Genomic DNA, 22,461 nt, shown 5'->3' with positions numbered 1-22,461 from the left:
CCGGTGGAGCCGGAGTACGGCGGGGAGCGGCTCGTCACCTCCTCGGCCGACGACGTCGAGCGCGCGGCCGAGGCGGCGCTGCGTCCCAAGAAGCTGGACGAGTTCGTCGGTCAGCGGGTGGTGCGCGACCAGCTCTCGCTCGTGCTGCAGGCCGCGCTGGCGCGCGACGCGTCGCCCGACCACGTGCTCCTGTCGGGCCCCCCGGGTCTCGGCAAGACGACGCTGGCGATGATCATCGCCGCGGAGCTCGGCACCTCGCTGCGGGTCACGAGCGGGCCGGCGATCCAGCACGCGGGCGACCTGGCCGCGGTGCTCTCGTCGCTCGAGGAGGGCGAGGTCCTCTTCATCGACGAGATCCACCGCCTGGCCCGCCCGGCGGAGGAGCTGCTGTACGTCGCGATGGAGGACTTCCGGGTCGACGTCGTCGTCGGCAAGGGGGCGGGCGCGAGCGCGATCCCGCTGGCGCTGCCGCCGTTCACGGTCGTCGGCGCGACGACGCGGTCCGGGCTGCTGCCCGCCCCGCTGCGCGACCGGTTCGGGTTCACCGGCCACCTCGACTTCTACGACGCCGCCGAGCTGGAGCGCGTCATCACCCGGTCCGCGGGGCTGCTGGGCGTGGACATCCAGCACGCGGCCGCCCACGAGATCGCGGGCCGCTCGCGGGGCACGCCCCGCATCGCGAACCGCCTGCTGCGCCGCGTGCGCGACTGGGCGCAGGTGCGCGGGGACGGCCGCCTCGACCTGCGGGCGGCCCGGGCCGCGCTGGAGGTCTACGAGGTCGACCCGATCGGCCTGGACCGCCTGGACCGTGCCGTGCTCGACGCCGTCTGCCGGCGGTTCGGCGGCGGCCCCGTGGGCCTGGGCACCCTGGCGATGACGGTGGGGGAGGAGCCGGACACCGTGGAGACCGTGGCCGAGCCCTACCTCGTGCGCGAGGGCCTGCTGGGGCGCACGCCGCGCGGGCGGGTCGCCACGCAGGCCGCCTGGGAGCACCTCGGCCTCGAGCCGCCGCCCGGCGCGTGGGGCGCGCCGCTCGGGGGAACGCTGTTCGACGGGGCCGGCGGCGCCGACGGGGACGGTGCGGTACCCCAGTAGACTGGGTGGGCCCCTTCGGCCACAGACGGCCCGGGGCCGGAACTCGACGGGTGCCGTGCTCGTTGGGGCCCGTGTGCGCAGGACCCTGCGCCCCCGACGCCCGGCCGTCCTCACGACCGTCGGGCAGCGACAGACAAGGACGCTCCGTGGAACTCATCATCCTCTTCGTGGTCCTCGCCGGCCTCATGTTCTTCATGAGCTCGCGGACGCGCAAGCAGCAGAAGCAGCAGGCCGAGTTCCGGTCGCAGCTCGCGCCGGGCCAGGAGGTCATGACCGGTTCGGGCCTGTTCGGCACGGTCGTGGAGATCGACGAGGAGACCGACACCGTCACCATCGAGACGGCCCCCGGCGGCGCGCAGACCCGCTGGCTCCGCGCCGCCATCGCCAAGCGCGTCGACACCCCGGCCGAGGAGGCCGTCGACGCGACCGACGAGACCGACGTCACAACCGACCCCTCCGCGACCGGTACGATCACCTCCGGCGACGGTCACATCGACGTCCCCGACGACCTGTCGAGCCTGGACACCGCGCAGCGGGAGTACCGGGAGCAGCAGCGTCGTGACGAGGGCGAGGCCGGCTCCACGAAGTGACAGCACCAGCGACATGGGTCGGCGGGCGCTCGCGCCCGTCGGCCTGACGACGCGCCGGTCGGGGTGATCCCGGCCGGCGCCATCACGCGCCGACCCCGGGGCGGCGCGCAGACGGGAAGAGACAGAAGTTGGCGAACTCACGCACGAAGCGGTCGCGTCCGGTACGCACCCTCGTGATCTTCACGATCCTGACGATCGTCCTGCCGTTCCTCGCCCTCGGCGCCGGCGTCTTCTGGGACGCCAAGTCGGACAGCAACCCCGACGGCGCGAGCTGGGCCCCGGGGCTCGCGCTCGACCTCCAGGGCGGCACGCAGCTGATCCTCAAGGCGGACACCACCGACGGGTCGCAGGTGACCTCGGAGACGATCGACGAGTCGATCAACGTCATCCGCCAGCGCATCGACTCCTCGGGCGTCTCCGAGGCGGAGATCACCGCCCAGGGGCAGAACAACATCGTCGTCGGCATCCCCGGCGAGGTGTCGCAGGAGACCATCGACCTCATCTCGCAGCCCGCGCAGATGCGCTTCCGCCCCGTGCTGACGTACGCCGCGGGCACGCCGACCCCCGAGCCCTCGGCCTCGCCGAGCGCCGACGAGGGTGACGGCGCCGCAGACGGCGCCGCCAAGGACGACGCGAAGTCCGACGACGCCAAGGCCGACGACGCCAAGGCCGACGACGCCCCGAGCGGCAAGAGCGCGGGCGCGGCGCTGACCGTCCCGGCGGACACGGACCCGTCGGCCACGCCGACGGCGACCGCCACCGCGACGTCGGGCGAGGACGCCGCCCCGTCGCCGTCGGCGACCGACGGGACGGAGGAGGGCGCGGGCGACGAGGCCGCCGCGTCCGACCCGAGCGATCTGGCGCAGATCACGCCGGAGATCCAGAAGCAGTTCGAGGAGCTCGACTGCACCGACCCGGCGAACCTCAAGGGCGGCGGCGGGGACGACCCGGACAAGCCGCTGGTCACCTGCGGCGAGCAGGACGGGATGAAGTACATCCTCGGCCCGATGGAGGTGGACGGCGTCCACATCGCGTCGGCGAGCTCCGGCCTGGTCCCGGGCGCGAACGGCACCACCACCAACGAGTGGGGCGTGTTCCTCAACTTCGACTCCGTGGGCACGAAGGAGTTCCGCGAGACCACGACGCGCCTGCAGGGCCTCGAGGCGCCGCGCAACCAGTTCGCCATCGTCCTGGACGGGCTCGTCGTCTCGGCGCCGTCCCTCTCCCCGGGCACGATCATCTCCAACGGCCAGGCGACGATCTCCGGGTCGTTCACCCGCGACAGCGCGGCCACGCTGGCCAACCAGCTGAGCTTCGGCGCCCTGCCGGTGCAGTACACGGTGGAGAGCCAGGAGGTCATCTCCGCGACCCTCGGCTCCGAGCAGCTCAAGAACGGTCTGATCGCCGGCCTCATCGGCCTCGCGCTCGTCGTCGTGTACTCGCTGCTGCAGTACCGCACGCTCGGCCTGCTGACGGTCGCGTCGCTGGTGGTCGCGGGCGTGATCACCTACGTGTCGATCGCCCTGCTCTCGTGGGGGATGGGCTACCGGCTCTCCCTCGCGGGCGTCGCCGGTCTGATCGTCGCCATCGGCTTCACCGCGGACTCGTTCATCGTGTACTTCGAACGCATCCGCGACGAGCTGCGCGACGGGCGGACCCTCGCCTACGCGGTCGAGCGCGGCTGGGCCCGCGCCCGCCGCACGGTCCTTGCCGCCAAGGCCGTGAACCTCATCTCCGCGATCATCCTGTACTTCCTCGCCGTGGGCGGCGTGCAGGGCTTCGCGTTCACCCTGGGTCTGACGACGATCATCGACGTCGCCGTCGTCTTCTGGTTCACGCACCCGATGATGGAGGTCATCACCAAGATCCCGTTCTTCCGGGACGGCCACCTCTGGTCGGGCCTGTCGCCCGAGCGGCTGCGCGCGAGCTCCGGCCCGCGGTACGCGGGTGCCGGGCGGGTGCGGATGCCGCAGCCGGCCGTCGCCGGCCCCGGGGCCGCCGAGGTCCCGGCCGACGACGCCGAGCCCGGGGGTGAGCGCCTGGCGGCCGAGCCCGTGCACAGCGGCGCACGGCAAACCCCCGCGGCCCCGGTGACCGACGCCTCCGGGCGCCGGCTGACGATCGCCGAGCGCCGCGCCGCGGAGCGCCGGGCGGCCGCCCAGGAGGCGGACCCGGGCCCGGACGCAGGACCCGGCGCAGGACCGGACGACGGATCGCCCTCGGCGACCGGTGAGAACCCCTCCGGCACGAACGAGGAGAGCCGCTGATGGCCGGCATGCACTTCGCCCAGTGGGGCAACGACCTGTACACGGGTCGCCGCTCCTACCCGATCGTGCAGCGCCGCAAGCGCTGGTTCACGGTGGCGGGGATCCTCGCCGTCGCGTCGATCGCGGTCATCCTCATCAAGGGGCTGACCCTCGGCATCGACTTCCGCGGCGGCACGGAGTTCACGGTCAACGACGTGACCTCCACCGAGCAGCAGGTGGCGATCGACACCGTGCACGAGGTGCTCCCGAACGAGGAGCCCCGTGTCGCGATCGTCGGCGGCTCGGCGGTGCGCGTGCAGACCGAGCAGGTGACGCCGGAGCAGGAGGCGGAGCTGGTCACCGGCCTCGCCGACGCGTACGGCGTCGAGGAGTCGGCCGTGACGACGTCGTTCGTCGGCCCGACCTGGGGCGCCGGCGTCTCGAGCCGTGCGCTGTGGGGCACGGTCGTCTTCGTGGTCGCCGCGGCCCTCTTCATGGCCGTGTACTTCCGCGCCTGGCGGATGTCGGTGGCGGCGATCGTCGCGATGCTGGCCGACCTGCTCATCTCGGCCGGCGTCTACGCGGCGATCGGCTGGGAGGTCACGCCGTCGACGATCATCGGCTTCCTCACCATCCTCGGCTTCTCGCTGTACGACAAGATGGTCGTGTTCGACAAGGTCCGCGAGAACACGGCGGACGTGCTCACGCAGACCCGCAGCACGTACGCCGAGCGGGCCAACCTCGCCGTGAACCAGACCCTGGTCCGGTCGATCAACACCTCCGTCGTGGCGCTCCTGCCGGTGGCGAGCATCCTGTTCGTCGGGGCGTTCCTGCTGGGCGCGGGCACGCTGCGCGACCTGTCGCTGTCGCTGTTCGTCGGGATCGCCGTCGGTGCGGCGTCGTCGCTCTTCCTCGCGACGCCGCTCGACGTCGCCCTGCGGGAGCGTGAGCCGAAGATCGCCGCGCACACCAAGGCGGTGCTCGCCGAGCGTGCCGGGCTGGTCGCCGAGGGCGGCCACGAGGCGGAGGTCGCGGCGTACACGACCGGCTCCGCCCAGCTGATCCCGGGCCAGCACCAGGGCAACCAGGCCCAGCCCCGCCGCAAGCGCGGCCGCTGAGCCGGGTGGTCGAGATGGGGGAGACGGCTGGTCGCGGTCCGACCGGGGACGTCGTGGCCGACGCGGTGGGCGACACGGCGGGCGACACGGTGGGCGACACGGTCGACGACATCGTCGTCGACGGGCTGGGTGGCCTCGGCGCCGCGCGCGCCGCGGAGGTGCGCGCGCTGATCCGCGACGTCCCCGACTACCCGCACCCGCCGGTCGTGTTCCGCGACATCACCCCGCTGCTCGCGGACGGCGCGGCGCTGGCGGACGTCGTCGAGGCGTTCGCGCGCCTGGTCGACGCGGACGGCGGCGTGGACGTCGTCGCGGGCATGGAGGCGCGCGGCTTCCTCCTGGGCGCGCCGCTCGCGACGCGCCTCGGCGTGGGCTTCCTGCCGCTGCGCAAGGCGGGCAAGCTGCCGCCCCCGGTGGAGCGGGTCGACTACGACCTCGAGTACGGCTCCGCGGCGATCGAGCTGCGCACGGGAACACTCGAGGCGGGGGCGCGTGTTCTCCTGGTCGACGACGTGCTCGCGACCGGCGGCACGGCGTGCGCGGCGGCCGAGCTCGTCGAGCGGTCGGGGGGCGAGGTGGTCGCGCTGGCGTTCCTGCTCGAGCTCGCGGGCCTGGGCGGACGCGACAGGCTGACCGGGCGGACGGTCGAGGCTCTGCTGCGCGTGGAGTCGTAGACTTGCCGTCCCGGCCGTCGGCGACCCCTCGGTGGTTGCGGAAGGAGGCGCAGATGAGCGACGAGACGAAGGTCGCGCGCGCCGCCGCGCCCCAGGGGTCGGCCGGGCAGGGCCCGACGCCGGGCCGCGGTGCGGGGTCCGGCCGCAGCGTGCGCAACCGGCTCGTGCGCCTCGGGGTGCGCGGCGCCCCGCCCACGACGCCCGCGCTGGAGCCGGTGCTGCAGGCAGTGCGCACCAACCACCCGAAGTCGGACCTGTCGGTGCTCGAGCGTGCCTACGCGACGGCCGAGCGGTGTCACCGCGGCCAGGAGCGCAAGTCCGGCGACCCGTACATCACGCACCCGGTCGCCGTGGCGACCATCCTCGCCGAGCTCGGCTTCGACGGCGCGACCCTGGCGGCCGCGCTGCTGCACGACACGGTGGAGGACACGGACTACGGGCTCGACGAACTGACCCGCGAGTACGGCGAGGAGATCGCCATGCTCGTCGACGGCGTCACCAAGCTGGACAAGGTCACGTACGGCGACGCCGCGCAGGCGGAGACCGTGCGCAAGATGGTCGTCGCGATGGCCAAGGACATCCGCGTGCTGGTCATCAAGCTCGCGGACCGCCTGCACAACGCCCGTACGTGGAAGTACGTCTCGGGCACGTCGGCGCAGCGCAAGGCCCGCGAGACGCTCGAGATCTACGCGCCGCTCGCCCACCGCCTGGGCATGAACACGATCAAGTGGGAGCTGGAGGACCTGTCCTTCCAGACCCTGTACCCCAAGGTGTACGACGAGATCGTGCACCTGGTGGCGGAGCGTGCCCCCGCGCGCGAGGAGTACCTGTCGGTGGTGCGCGAGCAGATCTCCGCCGACCTGCGCAGCGCGAAGATCAAGGCGACCGTCACGGGGCGGCCCAAGCACTACTACTCGATCTACCAGAAGATGATCGTGCGCGGGCACGACTTCGCGGAGATCTACGACCTCGTCGGCACGCGCGTCCTCGTGGACACGGTGCGGGACTGCTACGCGGTGCTCGGCGCGCTCCACGCGCGCTGGAACCCGGTCCCGGGCCGGTTCAAGGACTACATCGCGATGCCGAAGTTCAACATGTACCAGTCGCTGCACACGACGGTCGTGGGGCCGGGCGGCAAGCCCGTCGAGATCCAGATCCGCACGCACGACATGCACCGCCGTGCGGAGTACGGCGTCGCCGCGCACTGGAAGTACAAGCAGATGGCGGGCAAGGCGGCCACGGACGACCCGCGCGCCAACGACATGGCGTGGCTGCGCCAGCTCGTGGACTGGCAGCGCGAGACCGCCGACCCGAGCGAGTTCCTCGACTCCCTGCGCTACGAGATCGGTGGCGCGGAGGTGTACGTCTTCACGCCGAAGGGCGAGGTGATGGCGCTGCCCGCCGGGGCCACGCCGGTCGACTTCGCATACTCGGTGCACACCGAGGTCGGTCACCGCACCATGGGTGCCCGCGTCAACGGGCGCCTCGTGCCGCTCGACTCGACGCTGCAGAACGGCGACACGGTCGACATCCTCACCTCGAAGGCGGAGTCCGCCGGCCCGTCGCGCGACTGGCTCGCCTTCGTGAAGTCGGCGCGCGCCCGCAACAAGATCCGCCAGTGGTTCACCAAGGAGCGGCGCGAGGAGGCGATCGAGCAGGGCAAGGACGCCATCACCAAGGCGATGCGCAAGCAGAACCTGCCGATCCAGCGCCTGCTCAGCCACGAGGCGCTGGTGGGCCTGGCCAGCGACATGCGGTACGCGGACGTGTCCGCCCTCTATGCGGCGGTGGGCGAGGGGCACGTGTCCGCGCCGCACGTCGTCGACATGCTGGTCAAGTCCCTCGGCGGCGAGGAGGGCACCGAGGAGGACGCCGCCGAGGTGGCGGCCCCCGGCCGGCCGTCGCGGCGCGGCAGGTCCGGCGACCCGGGCGTGGTCGTCAAGGGCGTGGACGACATCTGGGTGAAGCTCGCGAAGTGCTGCACGCCGGTGCCCGGCGACGCGATCGTGGGCTTCGTGACCCGGGGTGCGGGCGTGAGCGTGCACCGCGCGGACTGCGCCAACGCCGAGCAGCTGGCCAAGGCCCAGCCCGAGCGCATGGTGGACGTGTCCTGGACCACGGGCGCGAACACGATGTTCCTGGTGCAGATCCAGGTCGAGGCGCTCGACCGGTCGCGGCTGCTGTCCGACGTCACGAAGGTGCTGTCGGACTACCACGTCAACATCCTGTCGGCGACGGTCTCGACGTCGTCCGACCGCATCGCGCTGTCGAAGTTCGTCTTCGAGATGGCTGAGCCCGGGCACCTGCAGCAGGTGCTCACCGCGGTGCGCAAGGTGGACGGCGTCTTCGACGTCTACCGCATCACCGGGACGAAGGCGGCCGACGTGCACCAGGAGTCGGCCGGCGTCTGACCGGCGCGACGGCGGCGGGTAGGCCGCGGGCTCGCGGAGTAGGTTCGCCAGCATGACGCTGCCGCTCGAACCGCCGGTGCTGCCCATGCTCGCGAAGTCGGTGCCGGAGGTGCCGGCCCAGCCGGAGGGCGACGCCGTCTGGGTGTACGAGCCGAAGTGGGACGGGTTCCGCGCCCTGGTGTTCCGCGACGGCGACGACGTGCGGATCGACTCCCGCAACGGCCGGCCGATGCAGCGCTACTTCCCCGACGTGGTGGGCGCGGCGCTCGACGCGCTGCCGGAGCGCTGCGTCGTCGACGGCGAGATCGTCGTCGCCCGCCCCGGCGACGGCGCGGCCGGGACGGCCGCGCACCTCGACTTCGACGCGCTGGGGCAGCGGATCCACCCCGCCGAGTCCCGGGTGCGGCTGCTCGCGTCCGAGACGCCGGCGAGCCTCGTCGTCTTCGACGTCCTCGCGCTCGGCGACGACGACCTGTCGGGGCGACCGCTGCGCGAGCGGCTCGCCGTGCTCGACGGGCTCGGCCTCGGCGGCCCGCAGGTGCACGCCACGCCCCGCACGCAGGACGCCGCCGTCGCGCGCGACTGGTTCGAGGCCTTCGAGGGTGCGGGGCTCGACGGGGTCGTCGCCAAGCGGCTCGACGACCCGTACCAGCCGAACAAGCGCGCGCTGCTGAAGATCAAGCACGCCCGCACCGCCGACGTCGTCCTCGCCGGCTACCGGCTGCACAAGACCTCGACGCCGCAGGCGCCGCTCATCGGCTCGTTGCTGCTGGGGCTGTACGCGGACGGTGACGATCCGACCAGCCTCCAGTTCGTCGGGGTCTCGGCGTCGTTCCCCGCGGCCAGGCGTGCGGCCCTGCACGCCGAGCTGGCACCGCTCGTCGTGGAGCCGGGCAGCGCGGACGCCGCGGCGCACCCGTGGGCCGACTGGCAGGATCCGGCGGTCGCCGACGGCAGCGCGGGGGAGCGGCGCCCGGGGGCGCAGTCGCGCTGGAGCGCCGGCAAGGACCTGTCGTTCACGCCGCTGCGGGTCGAGCGGGTGCTGGAGGTCGGGTACGACCACATGGAGGGGTCGCGCTTCCGCCACACCGCGCAGTTCAAGCGCTGGCGCCCGGACCGCGAGCCGACGTCGTGCACGTACGCCCAGCTCGAGGAGCCGGTCGGCTACGACCTGGCCGGCCTTCTGCCCGGGGCGCCCGGCACCGCCTGAGCCCGGACGCCCGGACGGCCGCCGATGAGTCGAGGGCCCGAGGGAGGTCTGGGACGCATGGGAACTCTCCGGTACGGACTGATGAGCTGCTCGCTCGACGGCTACGTGGCGGACGCGTCGGGCGACTTCGACTGGGGCGCGCCGGACGACGCCGTCCACGCGTTCATCAACGATCAGGTGCGCGACGTGCGGACCTTCGTCGTGGGGCGCCGCATGTTCGAGACGATGCGCGTGTGGGACACGTGGGAGCGCGGGCAGAGCGACGCCACGGACGAGTTCGCCGAGATCTGGACGGGGATCGACAAAATCGTCTGCTCGGACTCCCTGGTCGCGGGCGGGGAACCGCTCGACGCGCCGCGCACCACGCTCGAGCCGCGGCTGACCCCCGAGCGGCTGACGGAGATCGCCGCCGGGACTGACGGCGTCGTGGAGGTCTCCGGGCCGACGACCGCCGGGGTGGCGCTCCTGGCCGGGGTGGTCGACGAGCTGACCATCCGCGTGGTGCCGCACGTCGCCGGCGGCGGGCTGCGCCTGCTCCCCGACGGGCTGCGGGCCGATCTCGCCCGCGCCGAGTGCGTCCCGCTCGGCGACGGGTCGGTCTTCCTGCGCTACACCCGTTCCTGACGGACTCGGGCGAGTGCTCAGGTGCGCTTGCGGTCGGTGTCCCGGCTGGGCTGCACGCGCTTGGGCTCGCCCGGCATCTTGGGGTACTCCGGCGGGTAGGGCAGGTCGCCCAGGCCGTGCTCCTCCTCGTCGCGCCGCGCGAGCTCGAGCGCGGCGTCGAGGGAGCAGTCCAGGGCCGGGTCGCGGTCGGCACGCAGCGCGGCGAACAGGTCGCCGCGCTCGGCGAACCGCGCGGGCACGGTCGTCACGTCGAAGTCGTCCGGGTGCACCTCGCCGACCTCGTCCCACTCCAGCGGGGTGGAGACGGTGGCGCGCTTGTTGGCCCGGACGGAGTACGCGGACGCGATCGTGCGGTCGCGCGCCATCTGGTTGTAGTCGACGAAGATCTTGACGCCGCGCTCCTCCTTCCACCACTTCGTCGTGACCTGGTCCGGCAGGCGACGCTCCAGCTCGCGACCGACGGCGATCGTGGCCCGCCGGGCCTGCTGGAACGACCAGCGCGGCGCGAGAGGCACGAAGACGTGCAGGCCGCGCCCGCCCGAGGTCTTGGGGTAGCCGGTGAGCCCGAGCTCCGAGAGCAGGTCGCGCAGGTGCGGGGCGACGGCCGCCGCGTCGTCGAACGACGTACCGGGCTGCGGGTCGAGGTCGATGCGCAGCTGGTCGACCGCCTCGACGTCGTCGCGGCGCACCGGCCACGGGTGGAAGGTCAGGGTGCCGAGGTTCGCGGCCCAGGCGACGACGGCCAGCTCGGTCGGCGCCACCTCGTCGGCCGTGCGGCCGCTCGGGAACGCGATCGTCGCGGTCTCGACCCAGTCGGGCGCGCCCTTCGGGAGGCGCTTCTGGTAGAACGCGTCGCCGCGGTTGTCGGCGCGGGTGGCCATCACCGCGTCGGGCCACCAGCCCTTCGGCCAGCGCTCGAGCGTCGTGGGCCGGTGCAGCAGGGCGCCGAGGATCCCGTCGCCCACCGACAGGAAGTACTCGACGATCTCGCGCTTCGTGAGCCCGGGGCGGTCGGGCAGCTCGGGGAAGACGACGCGGTCGGGGCTGGAGACGCGTACGGCGCGACCGTCGGCGTCGAGCTCGACGGCGGGAGCGGCGGAGGCCATGCGCCTCAACCTAGGGCAGGGCGGCGGGGGCCGCACGGAGGGCGGTCCCACGGAGGGCCGCCGCCCGGGTCAGCACGCGGCGGGCCCGCGGACGCCCGACGACGCGGGCCCGGCGCTCCAGCAGTGCGGCCGCGTCCGGGAGGGCCAGGCCGCAGGCGTCCGCGAGGGCGCGGGCGAGGGCGACCGCGTCGTCGTCCCCGGGGACGTGCACCGCGACGTCGACGACCGTCCGCAGCGGGGCGGTGACGCGCACGCCCGCCAGGTCGACCGTGTCACCGCGCAGCAGCGGCGCCTGCCACACGAGCCCCGCGCCCCAGAGCTCGGGCCGGTGGCCGCCGGCCGGGTACGCGACGTCGAGGTGGTCGGCCGCGCGCGGTCCTGCCGCACGGCCGGCGTGCACCCACGCCGCGGTGCGCCCCGCGGCCACGGCCCCGGCGGGCAACGACCCGACCAGCAGCGCGGCCCGCAGCTCCGGGGTCACGACGGCACCGGCGACGACGGCCGCGTCGCCGCGCACCACCTCGAGGGCGCCGTCGCGCACGAGGACGCCCCACGCCGCCCGACCGCCGACGTCGGCGGGGCGGACCAGGAGGCCGGGGCGCGGGCCGGGCGTCGCGAGCAGGTCGCCGAGGCGCCGCGGTGAGGCGCGAGGGTCGTGGCGGGCGCCGACGGTCGGGGCGGGCGGCGCGGGCAGGACGGCGAAGGGGCTCACGACGCGGAAACTATCCGGTCGCGAGCCCCCTCGGGGTGCCGCCTGTGGATCGCGCGTGCGGGAGGGCCGGGTCAGCCCCGGGTGTCCTCCGCGGCGCGGACGACCTGCTCGAGCCATGCCCGGCGCGCGGCGAGCGCCGTCTCGGCCTCCTCGACGCGCCGTGCGTCGCCCGACTCGCGGGCCTCGGCGAGGTCGCGCTCGAGACCCTCGATGGCCGCCTCGAGCTGGGCCGCGGCCCCCTCGGCCCGCGCGCGGGTCTCCGGGTTGGTGCGGTCCCAGCGCGCCTGCTCGGCGCCCCGGATCGCCGTCTCGACGGCGCGCATGCGACCCTCGACGCGCTGGATGTCGGCGCGCGGCACCTTGCCGGCCTCCTCCCAGCGGTCCTGGAGGTCACGCAGCTTCTCCTTCGCCGCCGCGAGGTCCGTGACCGGCAGGAGCGCCTCCGCCTCGACGAGCAGCGCCTCCTTCACCTCGAGGTTCTTCCCGTACTCGGCGTCGATCGCCGCGTTCTCGGCGTCGCGCGCACCGAAGAACGCGTCCTGCGCCGCCCGGAACCGGGCCCAGAGCGCGTCGTCGTCCTTGCGGCTGGCGCGCCCCGCGGCCTTCCACTGCGCCATGAGGTCGCGGTAGGCGGCGGCCGTCGCGCCCCAGTCGGTGCTGGTCTGCAGGGCCTCGGCCTCGGCGACCAGCTTCTCCTTCGCGGCCTTCGCGGCAGAGTTGCGCTGCTCGAGGTCGGCGAAGAAGTGCCGCCGCTCCCGGTCGAACGCGGTGCGCGCGTGGCTGAACCGCTTCCAGAGGGCCTCCTCGGAGGGGCGGTCGATGCGCGGCCCGTTCCGCTGCGCCTCCTTCCACCGGTCCAGGAGGGCGCGCAGCTCCTCGCCGGCGGGGCGCCACTGCATCTTGGCGGGGTCGGTGGCGGCGATCTTCTCCGCCGCCTCGACGATCGCCGTGCGGGCGGCGACGGCCTCGGCCTTGGCGGCCGCGCGCTCCTGCTCGAGGGCGGCACGACGCTCCGCCGCCCGCGTCCTGAGACCCTCGACACGGGCGCGCAGGGCGTCCAGGTCGCCGACGGCGGCGGGCTCGCCCGTCTCCTCCGCGAGCTTCGCGAGGGTCTGGTCGATCTCGCGCACCGACAGGTCGGCGCTGTCCAGGCGCGTCTCGAACAGCGCCACCTTGGCGTCGAGGTCGAGGTAGCGCCGCACGTACAGGCTCATCGCCTCCGACGCGTCGACGCCGGGGAACTGGCCCACCTGGCGCTCGCCGGCGGCCTCCCGCACGTACACCGTGCCGTCGTCGTCCACGCGGCCGAACGCCTCGGCGGCGGCCGCCGCGGCGGCGTCCAGCGCCGGCGGCACCGGGGCCACGGGCGTGGTGGGCTCGGCCGCCGGGACGTTCGCCGGCGTGGGCGCCGCCGGCCGGCGCAGCGCCGACGGCTTGGGCGCGCCCGGGCGGGGCGGCTTCGGCACCGCGGACGGCTTCGGCGCGGCGGGGGTGGTCGGGGACGCCGGGGTGGCCGCGGCGGGAGCCGGGGTGGCCTCGACCGGGGCGGCGTCCTCTGCCGGCTCGGGAGCGGGCTCGGCAGAGGGCCCGGGAGCCGGCTCGGCCGTCGGGGTGGCCTCGGGCTCCGGGGTGGCCGGCTCGGCAGGGTCCGCGGGCGGCACGGCGTCGGTCTCGGGCGCCGGGGCGCTCTCGGTGGGCTCGACCGGGGCGGCGGACTCCTCCGTCGCCTCTGCCGGCGCCTCCGTGGTGGTCTCCGCCGGCGACGTGGCCTCGCCATCGGCGGGCTGCGGGTCGGCCGCGGGACCCGGCGGGGTCGCCTCGTCCGGGGTCGTCTGCGATGGAGTCTCGGCCGTCTCCTCGGTGCCGGCCGGGGTCTCCTCGGGGCCGGTCGAGCCGGGGGTGCTCTCGCTCACTGGGTCTCCACTCCTTCGATGATGACGGGGGTCGTGGGGGAGCCGTCGCCGGCCCCTCCGTCGACGCCCTCGTCAGCGACTGCCTGGACGGCGTCCAGGCCGGACGTGACGGTGCCGAGCACCGTGTACCCGCCCGCGGTGTCGGACGGGATGGTCGAATCCTGGTACACGATGAAGAACTGCGAGCCCATCGACTCGCCGTTGTTGCCCTGGCGGGCCATCGCGACGGTCCCCGCGGGGTACACGTCGTCCTTCGGGGCGTTCTCGATGGGGCCGTACGAGTAGCCGGGGTCACCGGTCCCGGTCCCCGTGGGGTCGCCGCACTGCAGGACGTAGATGCCCTGGGTGGTGAGGCGGTGGCACGAGGTGTTGTCGTAGTAGCCCTGGTTCGCGAGGGAGACGAAGCTGGCGACGGCCTGCGGGGCGGCGGCGCCGTCGAGCTCCAGGACGAGGTCCGTCTCCGTGCCGCCCGCGCACAGGTCGACCGTGGCGGTCCACGTGCGGTCCTCGGCGGCCGATGGGTCGGGCAGGTCCCCGCCCGAGCGGGCGCCGATCTCCGCGGCCGGGCAGTCGCCGGCGGCCTGCGGCGTCGAGGATGCCGCCGGGCTCGCGCCACCGCCCAGGTTCGCGACGACGAACCCGCCGCCCACCAGTGCGAGGATCGCGACGATCGCCACGATCGCGAACGTCCGCTGCCTCCGGGCACGCGCCTGCGCCTGCCGCTGCTCCCACTTCTCCTGCCGCTTGCGGGCGTACTCCCGCTCGCGCTTGGTGGCCGCCAACCCGCGGACCTCCTCGACTCGTCCCGGTCCTCGCACGGGAAGTTCCGCGCGCGGGGGACAGTCTAGAGGTCGGGACGCAGGTCACATCCGCTACGGCGGGAGCGACCACGACGCGGCGGCCGGTGGCGATCGCGGCGCCCTGACGACGGGTCCACGGCGGGGACGCCGGCCGCTAGCGTGGCGCCGTGCAGATCCTCCTCGTCGTCGCTCCCGTGTTCGCCACCAACTGCTGTGTCGTGGTCGCCGGACCCGACGGCCGGGACGCCGACTGCGTGATCGTGGACGCCGGGGCGGGTGTCGCCCCCGAGGTCGAGCGGCTGGTGGCGGAGCGGGAGCTGGTGCCGCGTGCCGTCGTCGCGACGCACGGGCACGTGGACCACACCTGGGACGCGGCGGCGCTCTGCGCGCGCTACGACGTGCCCTTCCGCATCCATCCCGCGGACGTCTACCGTCTGGCGGACCCGTTCGGCACCCTCGGCCTCGCCGCGGGGAGCGACGGCGGCGACCCGGGGGTGAGCGGCGCCCTCGCGCAGGCGCTCGCGGGCACGGGCCGGCGGGCCGAGCACTACCGCGCGCCGGCCGTCGTCGAGCCGCTCGACGCCGGCGCGGACGGCGCGGGCGAGCTCGTCGCGGGCGCGGTGCGGCTGCGCGCCCTGCACGCCCCGGGGCACACCGAGGGCTCGACGCTCCTCGTCGTGCAAGGGCCCCCAGACGGGCCCCCAGACGTCGCGAAGGAGCACACCGGCGACGGCGTCGTCCTCGCGGGCGACGTGCTCTTCGCGGGCGGGATCGGGCGCACCGACCTGCCGGGCGGCGACGCCGCCACCATGGCGCGCACGCTGCGCGACGTCGTGGGCGCGCTCGACCCGGGCCTCGGCGTCGTGCCGGGGCACGGCCCGACCACCACCGTCGGCCGTGAGCTCGCGACCAACCCGTACCTGCGCCCGCACCTGCGCTGATCCCGCCCTGCCCGCGGTGGGACGAGGTCCAGCGGCGCACCCGGCGTCTGGGAAGATGGGCCCATGGCACGCCCTACCCCGCTCTCCGGCTTCCCCGAATGGCTCCCCGACGGTCGCGTCGTGGAGCAGCACGTCCTCGACACGCTGCGGCGCACGTTCGAGCTGCACGGGTTCGCCGGCATCGAGACGCGCGCGGTGGAGCCGCTCGACCAGCTGCTGCGCAAGGGCGAGACCTCCAAGGAGGTCTACGTGCTGCGGAGGCTCCAGGAGGAGCAGGCGGGCGACGTCGCGCCACCGCGCGGCGACACCGGTGCGGCCGACAAGCAGCTCGGCCTGCACTTCGACCTCACCGTCCCGTTCGCGCGCTACGTGCTGGAGAACGCCGGCCGGCTCGCCTTCCCGTTCAAGCGCTACCAGATCCAGAAGGTGTGGCGCGGTGAGCGCCCCCAGGACGGCCGCTTCCGCGAGTTCGTCCAGGCCGACATCGACGTCGTCGGCGCGGGCGAGCTCCCGTACCACTACGAGGTCGAGCTCCCCCTGGTCATGGCCGAGGCGCTCGGCGCCCTGCGCGACGTCGGCGTGCCCGAGGTCCGGATCCTCGTGAACAACCGGAAGGTCGCCGAGGGCTTCTACCGCGGCCTGGGCCTCGACGACGTGGAGGGCGTGCTGCGGCAGGTCGACAAGCTCGACAAGATCGGGCCCGACGCCGTCGCGGAGCTGCTGCAGGCGGAGCAGGGCGCCACCCCCGAGCAGGCCAAGGCGTGCCTCGAGCTCGCCGCGATCTCCGGCACCGACACGGCCGTGGTGGACCGGGTCCGGGCGCTCGCGGCGTCCTACGACGCGGTCACGGAGCTGCTCGAGACCGGCCTGGGCGAGCTGGCGGCGCTGGTCGAGGCGGCCGCGCGCCGCGCGCCCGGCGTGGTCGTCGCCGACCTGAAGATCGCGCGCGGCCTCGACTACTACACCGGGTCGGTCTACGAGACCGTGCTGGTGGGCCACGAGCAGCTCGGCTCGATCTGCTCGGGCGGGCGCTACGACACCCTGGCCTCGGACGGCAAGAACACCTACCCCGGCGTCGGGCTGTCGATCGGCGTCTCGCGCCTCGTCTCGCGGCTGCTGTCCGCGGGGCTGGTCGCCGCGACGCGCGGCGTGCCCACGGCCGTGCTGGTCGCGGTCACGGACGAGGCGCACCGGGACCGGTCCGACGCCGTCGCCGCCGCCCTGCGCGCCCGGGGGATCCCCGCCGACGTCGCGCCCACGGCGGCGAAGTTCGGCAAGCAGATCAAGGTCGCCGACCGGCGCGGCATCCCGTTCGTGTGGTTCCCGGCGCAGCCGGGCGAGGACGGCGCGACGCCGGAGGCGCTGGCCGGTGAGGTCAAGGACATCCGCTCGGGCGAGCAGGCGGAGGCCGATGCCGCCACGTGGGAGCCGCCCGCCGCGGACCGGTTCCCGCGCGTCGTCCCGGTCGCCGCGGACTGACCGCCGCCGAGTGACCGCCGGCCTCAGGCCTCGATGAGCGCGACGACGTTGCGCGCCGGGTCCCGGAACCAGCCGATGGTCGGGCCCTGGCGCGGGTCGTCGCTGCGCACCACGCCGTCGGCGTCCTGCGCGAACCCCGGGTAGCGCACCAGGTCCACGCCGGCGGCGTGCAGGTCCGCGGCCGCGGCGGCGACGTCGGGCACCACGAGGTTGAGCACGGTGTGGCTCGCGGGCTCGTGGGCCTCGCCCTTCGGGTACACGAAGACGGCGGAGCCGCCGGTGACGTCGAGCTCGAGCCCCATCGGGGTGCGGCGCACGGGCACGCCCACGACGTCGCGGTAGAACGCCTCGGCGGGGTCGAGGTCGTCGACGGAGAAGCTGCTGAAGCCTCGTTGGACGCTGATCACGGGGACTCCTTCGGTCGGGGAACGGTCGGGGAACGGTCGGGAAGCAGCCGGGGGACCGGGCCTGCAGGGTGGACCTCGGGGGCGGCCGGAACTGATCGGGGGGACGCCCCACGGGGGTTGTCCCCCAACACCCTGAGGTGTCCCTGAGTTTCACCCTGATCTCCTTGCTGACCTGGCCGGACGGGGGTCCCGGGACGGTACGGTGACGGCCGTGAGCATCTACGTGGTCCTGTCCCGCAGCAGCACCGTCCTGTCGCGGACGATCCGCCTGGCGACGCGGGACGAGTACACGCACGCGGCCCTGGCCCTCGACGCCGACCTCGAGCTCATGTTCAGCTTCGGCCGCCGCCGCGCGTCCAACCCGTTCGTCGGCTGCTTCAAGCGCGAGCGGCTCGACGACGACCTGTACCGCGGGATGGACCGGCTGCCGGGTGTCGTCATCGAGGTCCCGGTCAGCGCCCGGCAGCGGGAGGTCGTGGGGGCGCGCGTCGCGGAGTTCCTGCTCGACAGCCACACCTACGCCTACAACGCCCCCGGCCTGGTGACCGGCCTGCTCGGGCGCGGGTCCGAGGACGATCGGCGGTTCTTCTGCTCCGAGTTCGTGTACCACGTGCTGCGCGACGCGGGGGTGTGCGACCTCGGGATCCCGCGGTGGAAGGTGCGGCCGCAGACGCTGCTGCAGGTGCCCGGGACGGTCGTCTACCGCGGCGACCTCAAGCGCTACCGCGCGGCGGACCTCGACGCCGCGCCGGTCCCGGCGCTCGCGCTCCAGGGCGCCGGCGGGCTGTTCGCCACGTCGCGCGCGGGGGTGTCGCTGGCGCTCTGAGCGGCGCCCGTCCAGTGCGTGCTCAGGCACACGTGCGACGGTGGTGACATGCCGAGACGAGTCTTCCTGCACGTGGGCGCGCCCAAGTCCGGCACGACCTACCTGCAGTCACGCCTGCACGCGAACCGCCACGCGCTGCGGCGACACGGGGTGCTGTACCCCACCGGGTGGCTGGGCGAGCCGCGGCTGCACTACTGGGCCGCGCTGGACGTCACGGGCGCGCACCACGGCGTCGACCACCGGCGCCTGCACGGCGCGTGGGACCGCCTGGTACGTCACGCGCGGCGGGCGCGGGGCGACGTCGTCGTCAGCCACGAGCTGCTGGCGAGGGCAGAGCCGGAGCAAGCCGCCCGGGTGCTCGCCGATCTGGCCGCGACCGGCGCCGAGGTCCACGTGGTGCTCACCGTGCGCGACCCCGCGCGGGGGCTCGCGAGCGGCTGGCAGGAGACGCTGAAGTTCGGTGCGCGGACGACGCTGCGCGCCTACCTCGACCGCGCCCGGGCGGGCCGGTCCACGTTCCTGAGGTCCATGGACCCGACCCACGTGCTGACCGTGTGGGCGGAAGGCCTTCCCGCGCCGCGCGTCCACGTCGTGACGGCGCCGCCCGCCGGCGGCCCCAGGGACGCGCTCTGGTTCCGGTTCCTCGACGCGATCGAGGTCGACCCGGCGTGGGCGCCGCGCGACGCCGAACGGGTGAACGCCTCGGTCGGGGCGCCCGAGGCGCAGGTGCTGCGCGGTCTCAACCGTCGGCTCGGGGACGACGTGCGGCGGGGCGGCGCCCTCTCGCCGATCGTCGACGGCATCGTCGCCGGGGACGCGCTGGCCCCGCGACGGTCCACCCCCATCGCCCTGGGGCCCGACGACCATCCGTGGGTGGCCGAGCTCAGCGCGTCCTGGGTCGCCTGGCTGCGGGGCCAGGAGGTGACCGTGCACGGCGACCTGGACGACCTGCTGCCCGCCCCGCCCGACGACGACTGGGCCGACCCCGACAAGCCCCGGCAGCGCGACGTGACGGCGGCCGCCCTGGACACGGTCGGGGTGCTGCTGGCGGAGGTGGCCGGGCGTCCGCTGCCGTGGCGGGAGCGCGGCCGCCGGGCCCTGGCGCGGCTGCGCCGCTGACGTCGTCGGCCTGGACAACGCGTCGAACGCATGTTCGAATATCGGGGTGAGATGGGAAGGTCAGACGGTCGGCGCGGACGACGGCGCGCTACCGGGGCTCGAACGGTCCGCCCTGGGCCGACTCGGCCTCGTCCGCACCGTGCGGACGCCGGAGTTCGCCGACGTCACGTTCCACGAGGTGCTCGCCAAGAGCGCGCTGTCCAAGGTGCCCGCCGCATCGAAGATGCCGTTCGCGTGGACGGTCAACCCGTACCGCGGATGCAGCCATGCGTGCCGCTACTGCACGAGCCCGGAGACCCTGGTTCTCATGGCCGACGGGAGGCAGAAGCCGATCCGCGACATCCGGGTGGGGGAGCAGATCGTCGGCACGGTCGTCGACGGCAGGTATCGGAGGTACGAGGCGACGACCGTCCTGGCCTGGTGGCGGACCACCCGTCGGGCGTACCGCGTGACCCTGGCCGACGGCACGGAGATCGTGGCCAGCGGTGACCACCGGTTCTTGGTCAGCGGGCGCGGCTGGAAACATGTGGCGCGGCAGGAGCGCGGCGACCCGCAGCGTCCGTTCCTGACGTTGAACAACACGCTCATGGGGTTCGGCAACGGGAGCGCCGCCGTCGAGCAGACGCCTGTCGGAGTCTCGAAGGAGTACCGGCGCGGCTATCTCACGGGCATGATCCGCGGTGACGGCATGCGCCTGGACAAGACGTACACGAGGGCTTCCGGACGGCCGATGCGTGTCACCCACTTCCGTCTGGCGCTGGCCGACGCGGAGGCTCTGGAGCGCTCGGCCGACTACCTCACGCAGGAAGGCGTCGCGCTCAAGCGCCGCCCGTTCAGCGTCGCGTCAGCGACCCGTCGGGCGGTCGACTGCATCTACACCGGTCGCCGTGCGGACTACGAGACGATCAACCGGTTGGTTGCCTGGCCCGGCGACCCGACCGAAGAGTGGGCGAGGGGGTTCCTGGCGGGTGTTTTCGACGCGGAAGGATCGTGCTCGCGGGGCATCCTCCGCGTCTCGAACAAGGACGAGGAGATCCTCTCCAGGACGAGCGCATCCATGGATCGGCTGGGTGTGCCGAACGTCCGAGAGCGCCCCAACTCTCGCGGCGTCGGGACCGTGCGGGTGGTGGGTGGGCTTCCCTCCAGGCAGCTTTTCTTCCGCCTCGTTCGGCCGGCGATCACCAGGAAGCTCTCCCTGCTCGGGGGGGTCGTCAAGACAGTCGCCGACCTGCGCGTGGTGAGCATCGAGGACCTGGGTTTCGAGCAGGAGATGATCGACATCACCACCGGTACCGGTGACTTCATCGCGAACGGGGTCGTCTCACACAACTGCTTCGCCCGCCCCACGCACGAGTACCTCGACCTGGACGCGGGACGCGACTTCGACTCCCAGGTCGTGGTGAAGACGAACATCGACGACGTGCTGCGCGCCGAGCTGGCGAGGCCGTCCTGGAAGCGGGAGCCGGTGGCCATGGGCACCAACACCGACCCGTACCAGCGGGCCGAGGGGCGGTACCGCCTCATGCCGGGCATCATCGGGGCGCTCGCGGACTCGGGCACCCCGTTCTCGATCCTCACGAAGGGCACGCTGCTGCGTCGCGACCTGCCCCTCATCGCCGACGCCGCGCAGCGGGTGGAGGTCGGGCTCGGCGTCTCGCTCGGCTTCGCCGACTCGCCCGCCGACGAGGAGCTGCAGCAGTCGGTCGAGCCGGGCACACCGACCCCGCGGGCACGGCTCGACCTGATCCGCGCGGTCCGGGCGGCGGGGCTGCCGTGCGGCGTCATGGTGGCCCCCGTGCTGCCCTGGCTGACCGACTCCCGCGACCACCTGCGCCGCCTCCTGGACGCGGTCGCGGACGCCGGCGCCACGGGCGTCACCGTGGTGCCGCTGCACCTCAAGCCCGGCACCCGCGAGTGGTACCTGCAGTGGCTGGAGCGCGAGCACCCGCGCGCCGTCGCGGGGTACGGGCGGGTGTACGCCCGCGGCACGTACGCGCTCGAGGCCTACCGGCAGTGGCTGTGGGACCGGGTCGAGCCGCTCCTCGCCGAGCGCGGCTTCCGCTCGTCGGGGCACCGCGCGCGCTCGGGCGCGACGGGACGGTTCCCGGACGAGCTGCAGCCGCACGACGAGGGCGACTACCCGGCCGGGGCGCTCGCGGGCATGCCGCGCGACGGCGGCGGGCTCGAGGTGGCCGGGGCCGGGGTCGAGCAGGTGCTCTTCTGAGCCCCCCCGGACGGACGCCGCAGGCTCAGCGCAGGAACGAGAACCACAGCACGAACACGCACAGCAGGAACATGCCCGTGGCGTTGACGAAGAAGTTGCGGCCGAAGTCCCGCGCCCGCACGTGGAACGTCAGCGCGAGCACGAAGTACACGACCAGGCACACCGACGTCACGAGACCGAGGTACGGGATCCAGATCCCCGCGACGAGCCCGGCCGCCGCCGCGGCCTTGATCCACGGCATCACCCACCACCAGCGCTCCGGGAAGTCCACGTCCCGGAAGCACTGCGCGATGAACGCCACCGGCTTCACGCACAGGAGCGCGTCGCCCGCGGAGATCAGCGCGAGGACGAGGACGGGCCACACCGGGTCGGGCAACGTCGCCATGGGACGACGCTACGACCCGCACCCGTGCCGTGCGGCGGGTGTGACCAGCCTCTCAGGCGCCGTCGACCAGCCGGGCCGGGAACCCGCCGGTCGCGACCGGGCCCCACCGCTCCACCGTGATCCGCACGACGCTCTTGCCCTGCCGCAGCATCGCATCCCGGTACTCGTCCCAGTCGGGGTGCTCCTTGCCCGCGGCGGCCCGGTAGTACTCGACCAGCGGCTCCACCGAGTCCGGCACGTCGATCACCTCGGCCGTGCCGTCCACCTGCACCCACGCGTCGTCGAAGTCGTCGCCGAGGGCCAGGAACGACGCGCGCGGGTTCCGCCGCAGGTTCACCGCCTTCGCGCGGTCCGGGTACGTCGACACGACCACCCGACCCGCGGCGTCCACGCCGAACGTCACCGGGCTCAGCTGCGGCGTGCCGTCCCGTCGGGTGGTGACGAGCACGCCGTGCCGGCGCTCGCGCAGCACCTCCAGCAGCCCGTCGCGGTCGACGGTGGTCGTGGTGGCGATCCGTGGCGCCATGGGAATCTCCTCGCAGCAGGGGGTCGGGCACCGACTAGACTCGCACGGGCGCGCC

The 22,461-nt window shown here is 74.1% G+C and carries 20 protein-coding genes; 13 read left to right on the top strand and 7 right to left on the bottom strand.

What is annotated here, in order from left to right:
- Positions 1-3 precede the first annotated feature (3 nt).
- The 8 genes from ruvB to ACQP60_RS06335 all read left to right on the top strand — a co-directional run bounded on the left by ruvB (position 4) and on the right by ACQP60_RS06335 (position 9,968).
- Positions 4-1,095 (top strand): Holliday junction branch migration DNA helicase RuvB, encoded by a 1,092-nt coding sequence (gene ruvB / locus ACQP60_RS06370; RefSeq protein ID WP_429729977.1) that lies wholly within the window; start codon positions 4-6, stop codon positions 1,093-1,095.
- Positions 1,096-1,241: 146 nt separating this feature from the next.
- On the top strand, positions 1,242-1,685 hold the full coding sequence (gene yajC / locus ACQP60_RS06365) for a preprotein translocase subunit YajC (RefSeq protein ID WP_429729488.1): 444 nt from the start codon (positions 1,242-1,244) through the stop codon (positions 1,683-1,685).
- A 173-nt stretch (positions 1,686-1,858) separates the two neighbouring features.
- Positions 1,859-3,952: a protein translocase subunit SecD gene (gene secD / locus ACQP60_RS06360; protein WP_429729485.1), complete on the top strand. Its 2,094-nt coding sequence runs from the start codon at positions 1,859-1,861 to the stop codon at positions 3,950-3,952.
- Entirely contained in the window at positions 3,952-5,049 is a 1,098-nt protein-coding gene (gene secF, locus ACQP60_RS06355; RefSeq protein ID WP_429729482.1) for a protein translocase subunit SecF, read from the top strand. The genes secD and secF overlap by 1 nt, the downstream gene beginning before the upstream one ends.
- A gap of 14 nt (positions 5,050-5,063) precedes the next feature.
- Positions 5,064-5,723 carry an adenine phosphoribosyltransferase gene (locus tag ACQP60_RS06350; protein ID WP_429729480.1) on the top strand — a complete coding sequence of 220 codons (660 nt, stop codon included), beginning with the start codon at positions 5,064-5,066 and terminating at the stop codon, positions 5,721-5,723.
- A 53-nt stretch (positions 5,724-5,776) separates the two neighbouring features.
- Positions 5,777-8,134 (top strand): RelA/SpoT family protein, encoded by a 2,358-nt coding sequence (locus tag ACQP60_RS06345; RefSeq protein WP_429729477.1) that lies wholly within the window; start codon positions 5,777-5,779, stop codon positions 8,132-8,134.
- Positions 8,135-8,186: 52 nt separating this feature from the next.
- Positions 8,187-9,344, top strand: a complete 1,158-nt coding sequence (locus tag ACQP60_RS06340) for an ATP-dependent DNA ligase (RefSeq protein WP_429729474.1) — start codon at positions 8,187-8,189, stop codon at positions 9,342-9,344.
- Positions 9,345-9,401: 57 nt separating this feature from the next.
- The gene (locus ACQP60_RS06335) at positions 9,402-9,968 is read left to right on the top strand and encodes a dihydrofolate reductase family protein (protein ID WP_429729471.1); all 567 of its coding nucleotides are present in this window, start codon (positions 9,402-9,404) and stop codon (positions 9,966-9,968) included.
- A 17-nt stretch (positions 9,969-9,985) separates the two neighbouring features.
- Here the strand turns inward: ACQP60_RS06335 and ligD are convergent, their stop codons facing one another.
- From ligD to ACQP60_RS06315, 4 genes are all read right to left on the bottom strand, one after another.
- The gene (gene ligD, locus ACQP60_RS06330) at positions 9,986-11,074 is read right to left on the bottom strand and encodes a non-homologous end-joining DNA ligase (RefSeq protein WP_429729468.1); all 1,089 of its coding nucleotides are present in this window, start codon (positions 11,072-11,074) and stop codon (positions 9,986-9,988) included.
- A 10-nt stretch (positions 11,075-11,084) separates the two neighbouring features.
- Positions 11,085-11,786, bottom strand: coding sequence for a hypothetical protein (locus tag ACQP60_RS06325; protein ID WP_429729465.1), 702 nt, complete (start codon positions 11,784-11,786; stop codon positions 11,085-11,087).
- Between the two features lie 71 nt (positions 11,787-11,857).
- A complete protein-coding gene (locus ACQP60_RS06320) occupies positions 11,858-13,699 on the bottom strand; it encodes a DUF349 domain-containing protein (protein ID WP_429729462.1) in 1,842 nt (613 codons plus the stop codon).
- Positions 13,696-14,481 carry a peptidylprolyl isomerase gene (locus tag ACQP60_RS06315; RefSeq protein ID WP_429729459.1) on the bottom strand — a complete coding sequence of 262 codons (786 nt, stop codon included), beginning with the start codon at positions 14,479-14,481 and terminating at the stop codon, positions 13,696-13,698. The genes ACQP60_RS06320 and ACQP60_RS06315 overlap by 4 nt, the downstream gene beginning before the upstream one ends.
- 185 nt (positions 14,482-14,666) lie before the next feature.
- Here ACQP60_RS06315 and ACQP60_RS06310 point away from each other — a divergent pair, with 185 nt between their 5' ends.
- Complete coding sequence (locus tag ACQP60_RS06310; RefSeq protein ID WP_429729456.1) at positions 14,667-15,440, top strand: MBL fold metallo-hydrolase; 774 nt, start codon at positions 14,667-14,669, stop codon at positions 15,438-15,440.
- A 63-nt stretch (positions 15,441-15,503) separates the two neighbouring features.
- Positions 15,504-16,919 carry a histidine--tRNA ligase gene (gene hisS, locus ACQP60_RS06305; RefSeq protein WP_429729454.1) on the top strand — a complete coding sequence of 472 codons (1,416 nt, stop codon included), beginning with the start codon at positions 15,504-15,506 and terminating at the stop codon, positions 16,917-16,919.
- A 23-nt stretch (positions 16,920-16,942) separates the two neighbouring features.
- Here hisS and ACQP60_RS06300 read toward each other — a convergent pair whose 3' ends face one another.
- The gene (locus ACQP60_RS06300; protein WP_429729452.1) at positions 16,943-17,326 is read right to left on the bottom strand and encodes a VOC family protein; all 384 of its coding nucleotides are present in this window, start codon (positions 17,324-17,326) and stop codon (positions 16,943-16,945) included.
- A gap of 211 nt (positions 17,327-17,537) precedes the next feature.
- On the opposite strand from ACQP60_RS06300, the gene ACQP60_RS06295 reads away from it, so the two are divergent.
- From ACQP60_RS06295 to ACQP60_RS06285, 3 genes are read left to right on the top strand one after another with little or no spacing between them, the layout of a single operon-like run.
- Positions 17,538-18,152, top strand: coding sequence for a hypothetical protein (locus ACQP60_RS06295; RefSeq protein WP_429729450.1), 615 nt, complete (start codon positions 17,538-17,540; stop codon positions 18,150-18,152).
- 48 nt (positions 18,153-18,200) lie between these two features.
- The gene (locus ACQP60_RS06290; protein ID WP_429729448.1) at positions 18,201-19,271 is read left to right on the top strand and encodes a hypothetical protein; all 1,071 of its coding nucleotides are present in this window, start codon (positions 18,201-18,203) and stop codon (positions 19,269-19,271) included.
- A 46-nt stretch (positions 19,272-19,317) separates the two neighbouring features.
- Entirely contained in the window at positions 19,318-21,495 is a 2,178-nt protein-coding gene (locus ACQP60_RS06285) for an intein-containing Rv2578c family radical SAM protein (protein ID WP_429729446.1), read from the top strand.
- A 25-nt stretch (positions 21,496-21,520) separates the two neighbouring features.
- On the opposite strand, the gene ACQP60_RS06280 is transcribed toward ACQP60_RS06285, so the two are convergent.
- Positions 21,521-21,880 (bottom strand): DoxX family protein, encoded by a 360-nt coding sequence (locus ACQP60_RS06280; protein WP_429729444.1) that lies wholly within the window; start codon positions 21,878-21,880, stop codon positions 21,521-21,523.
- 52 nt (positions 21,881-21,932) lie between these two features.
- Positions 21,933-22,406, bottom strand: coding sequence for a PPOX class F420-dependent oxidoreductase (locus ACQP60_RS06275; RefSeq protein ID WP_429729442.1), 474 nt, complete (start codon positions 22,404-22,406; stop codon positions 21,933-21,935).
- Positions 22,407-22,461 lie beyond the last annotated feature (55 nt).

It is taken from the genome of Isoptericola variabilis (genome assembly GCF_050311655.1).
GTDB classification, from domain to species: Bacteria; Actinomycetota; Actinomycetes; order Actinomycetales; family Cellulomonadaceae; genus Isoptericola; species Isoptericola variabilis.
The sequence above is the reverse complement of the archived record's forward strand: the minus strand, read 5'-3'. Positions and strand labels throughout refer to the sequence as shown.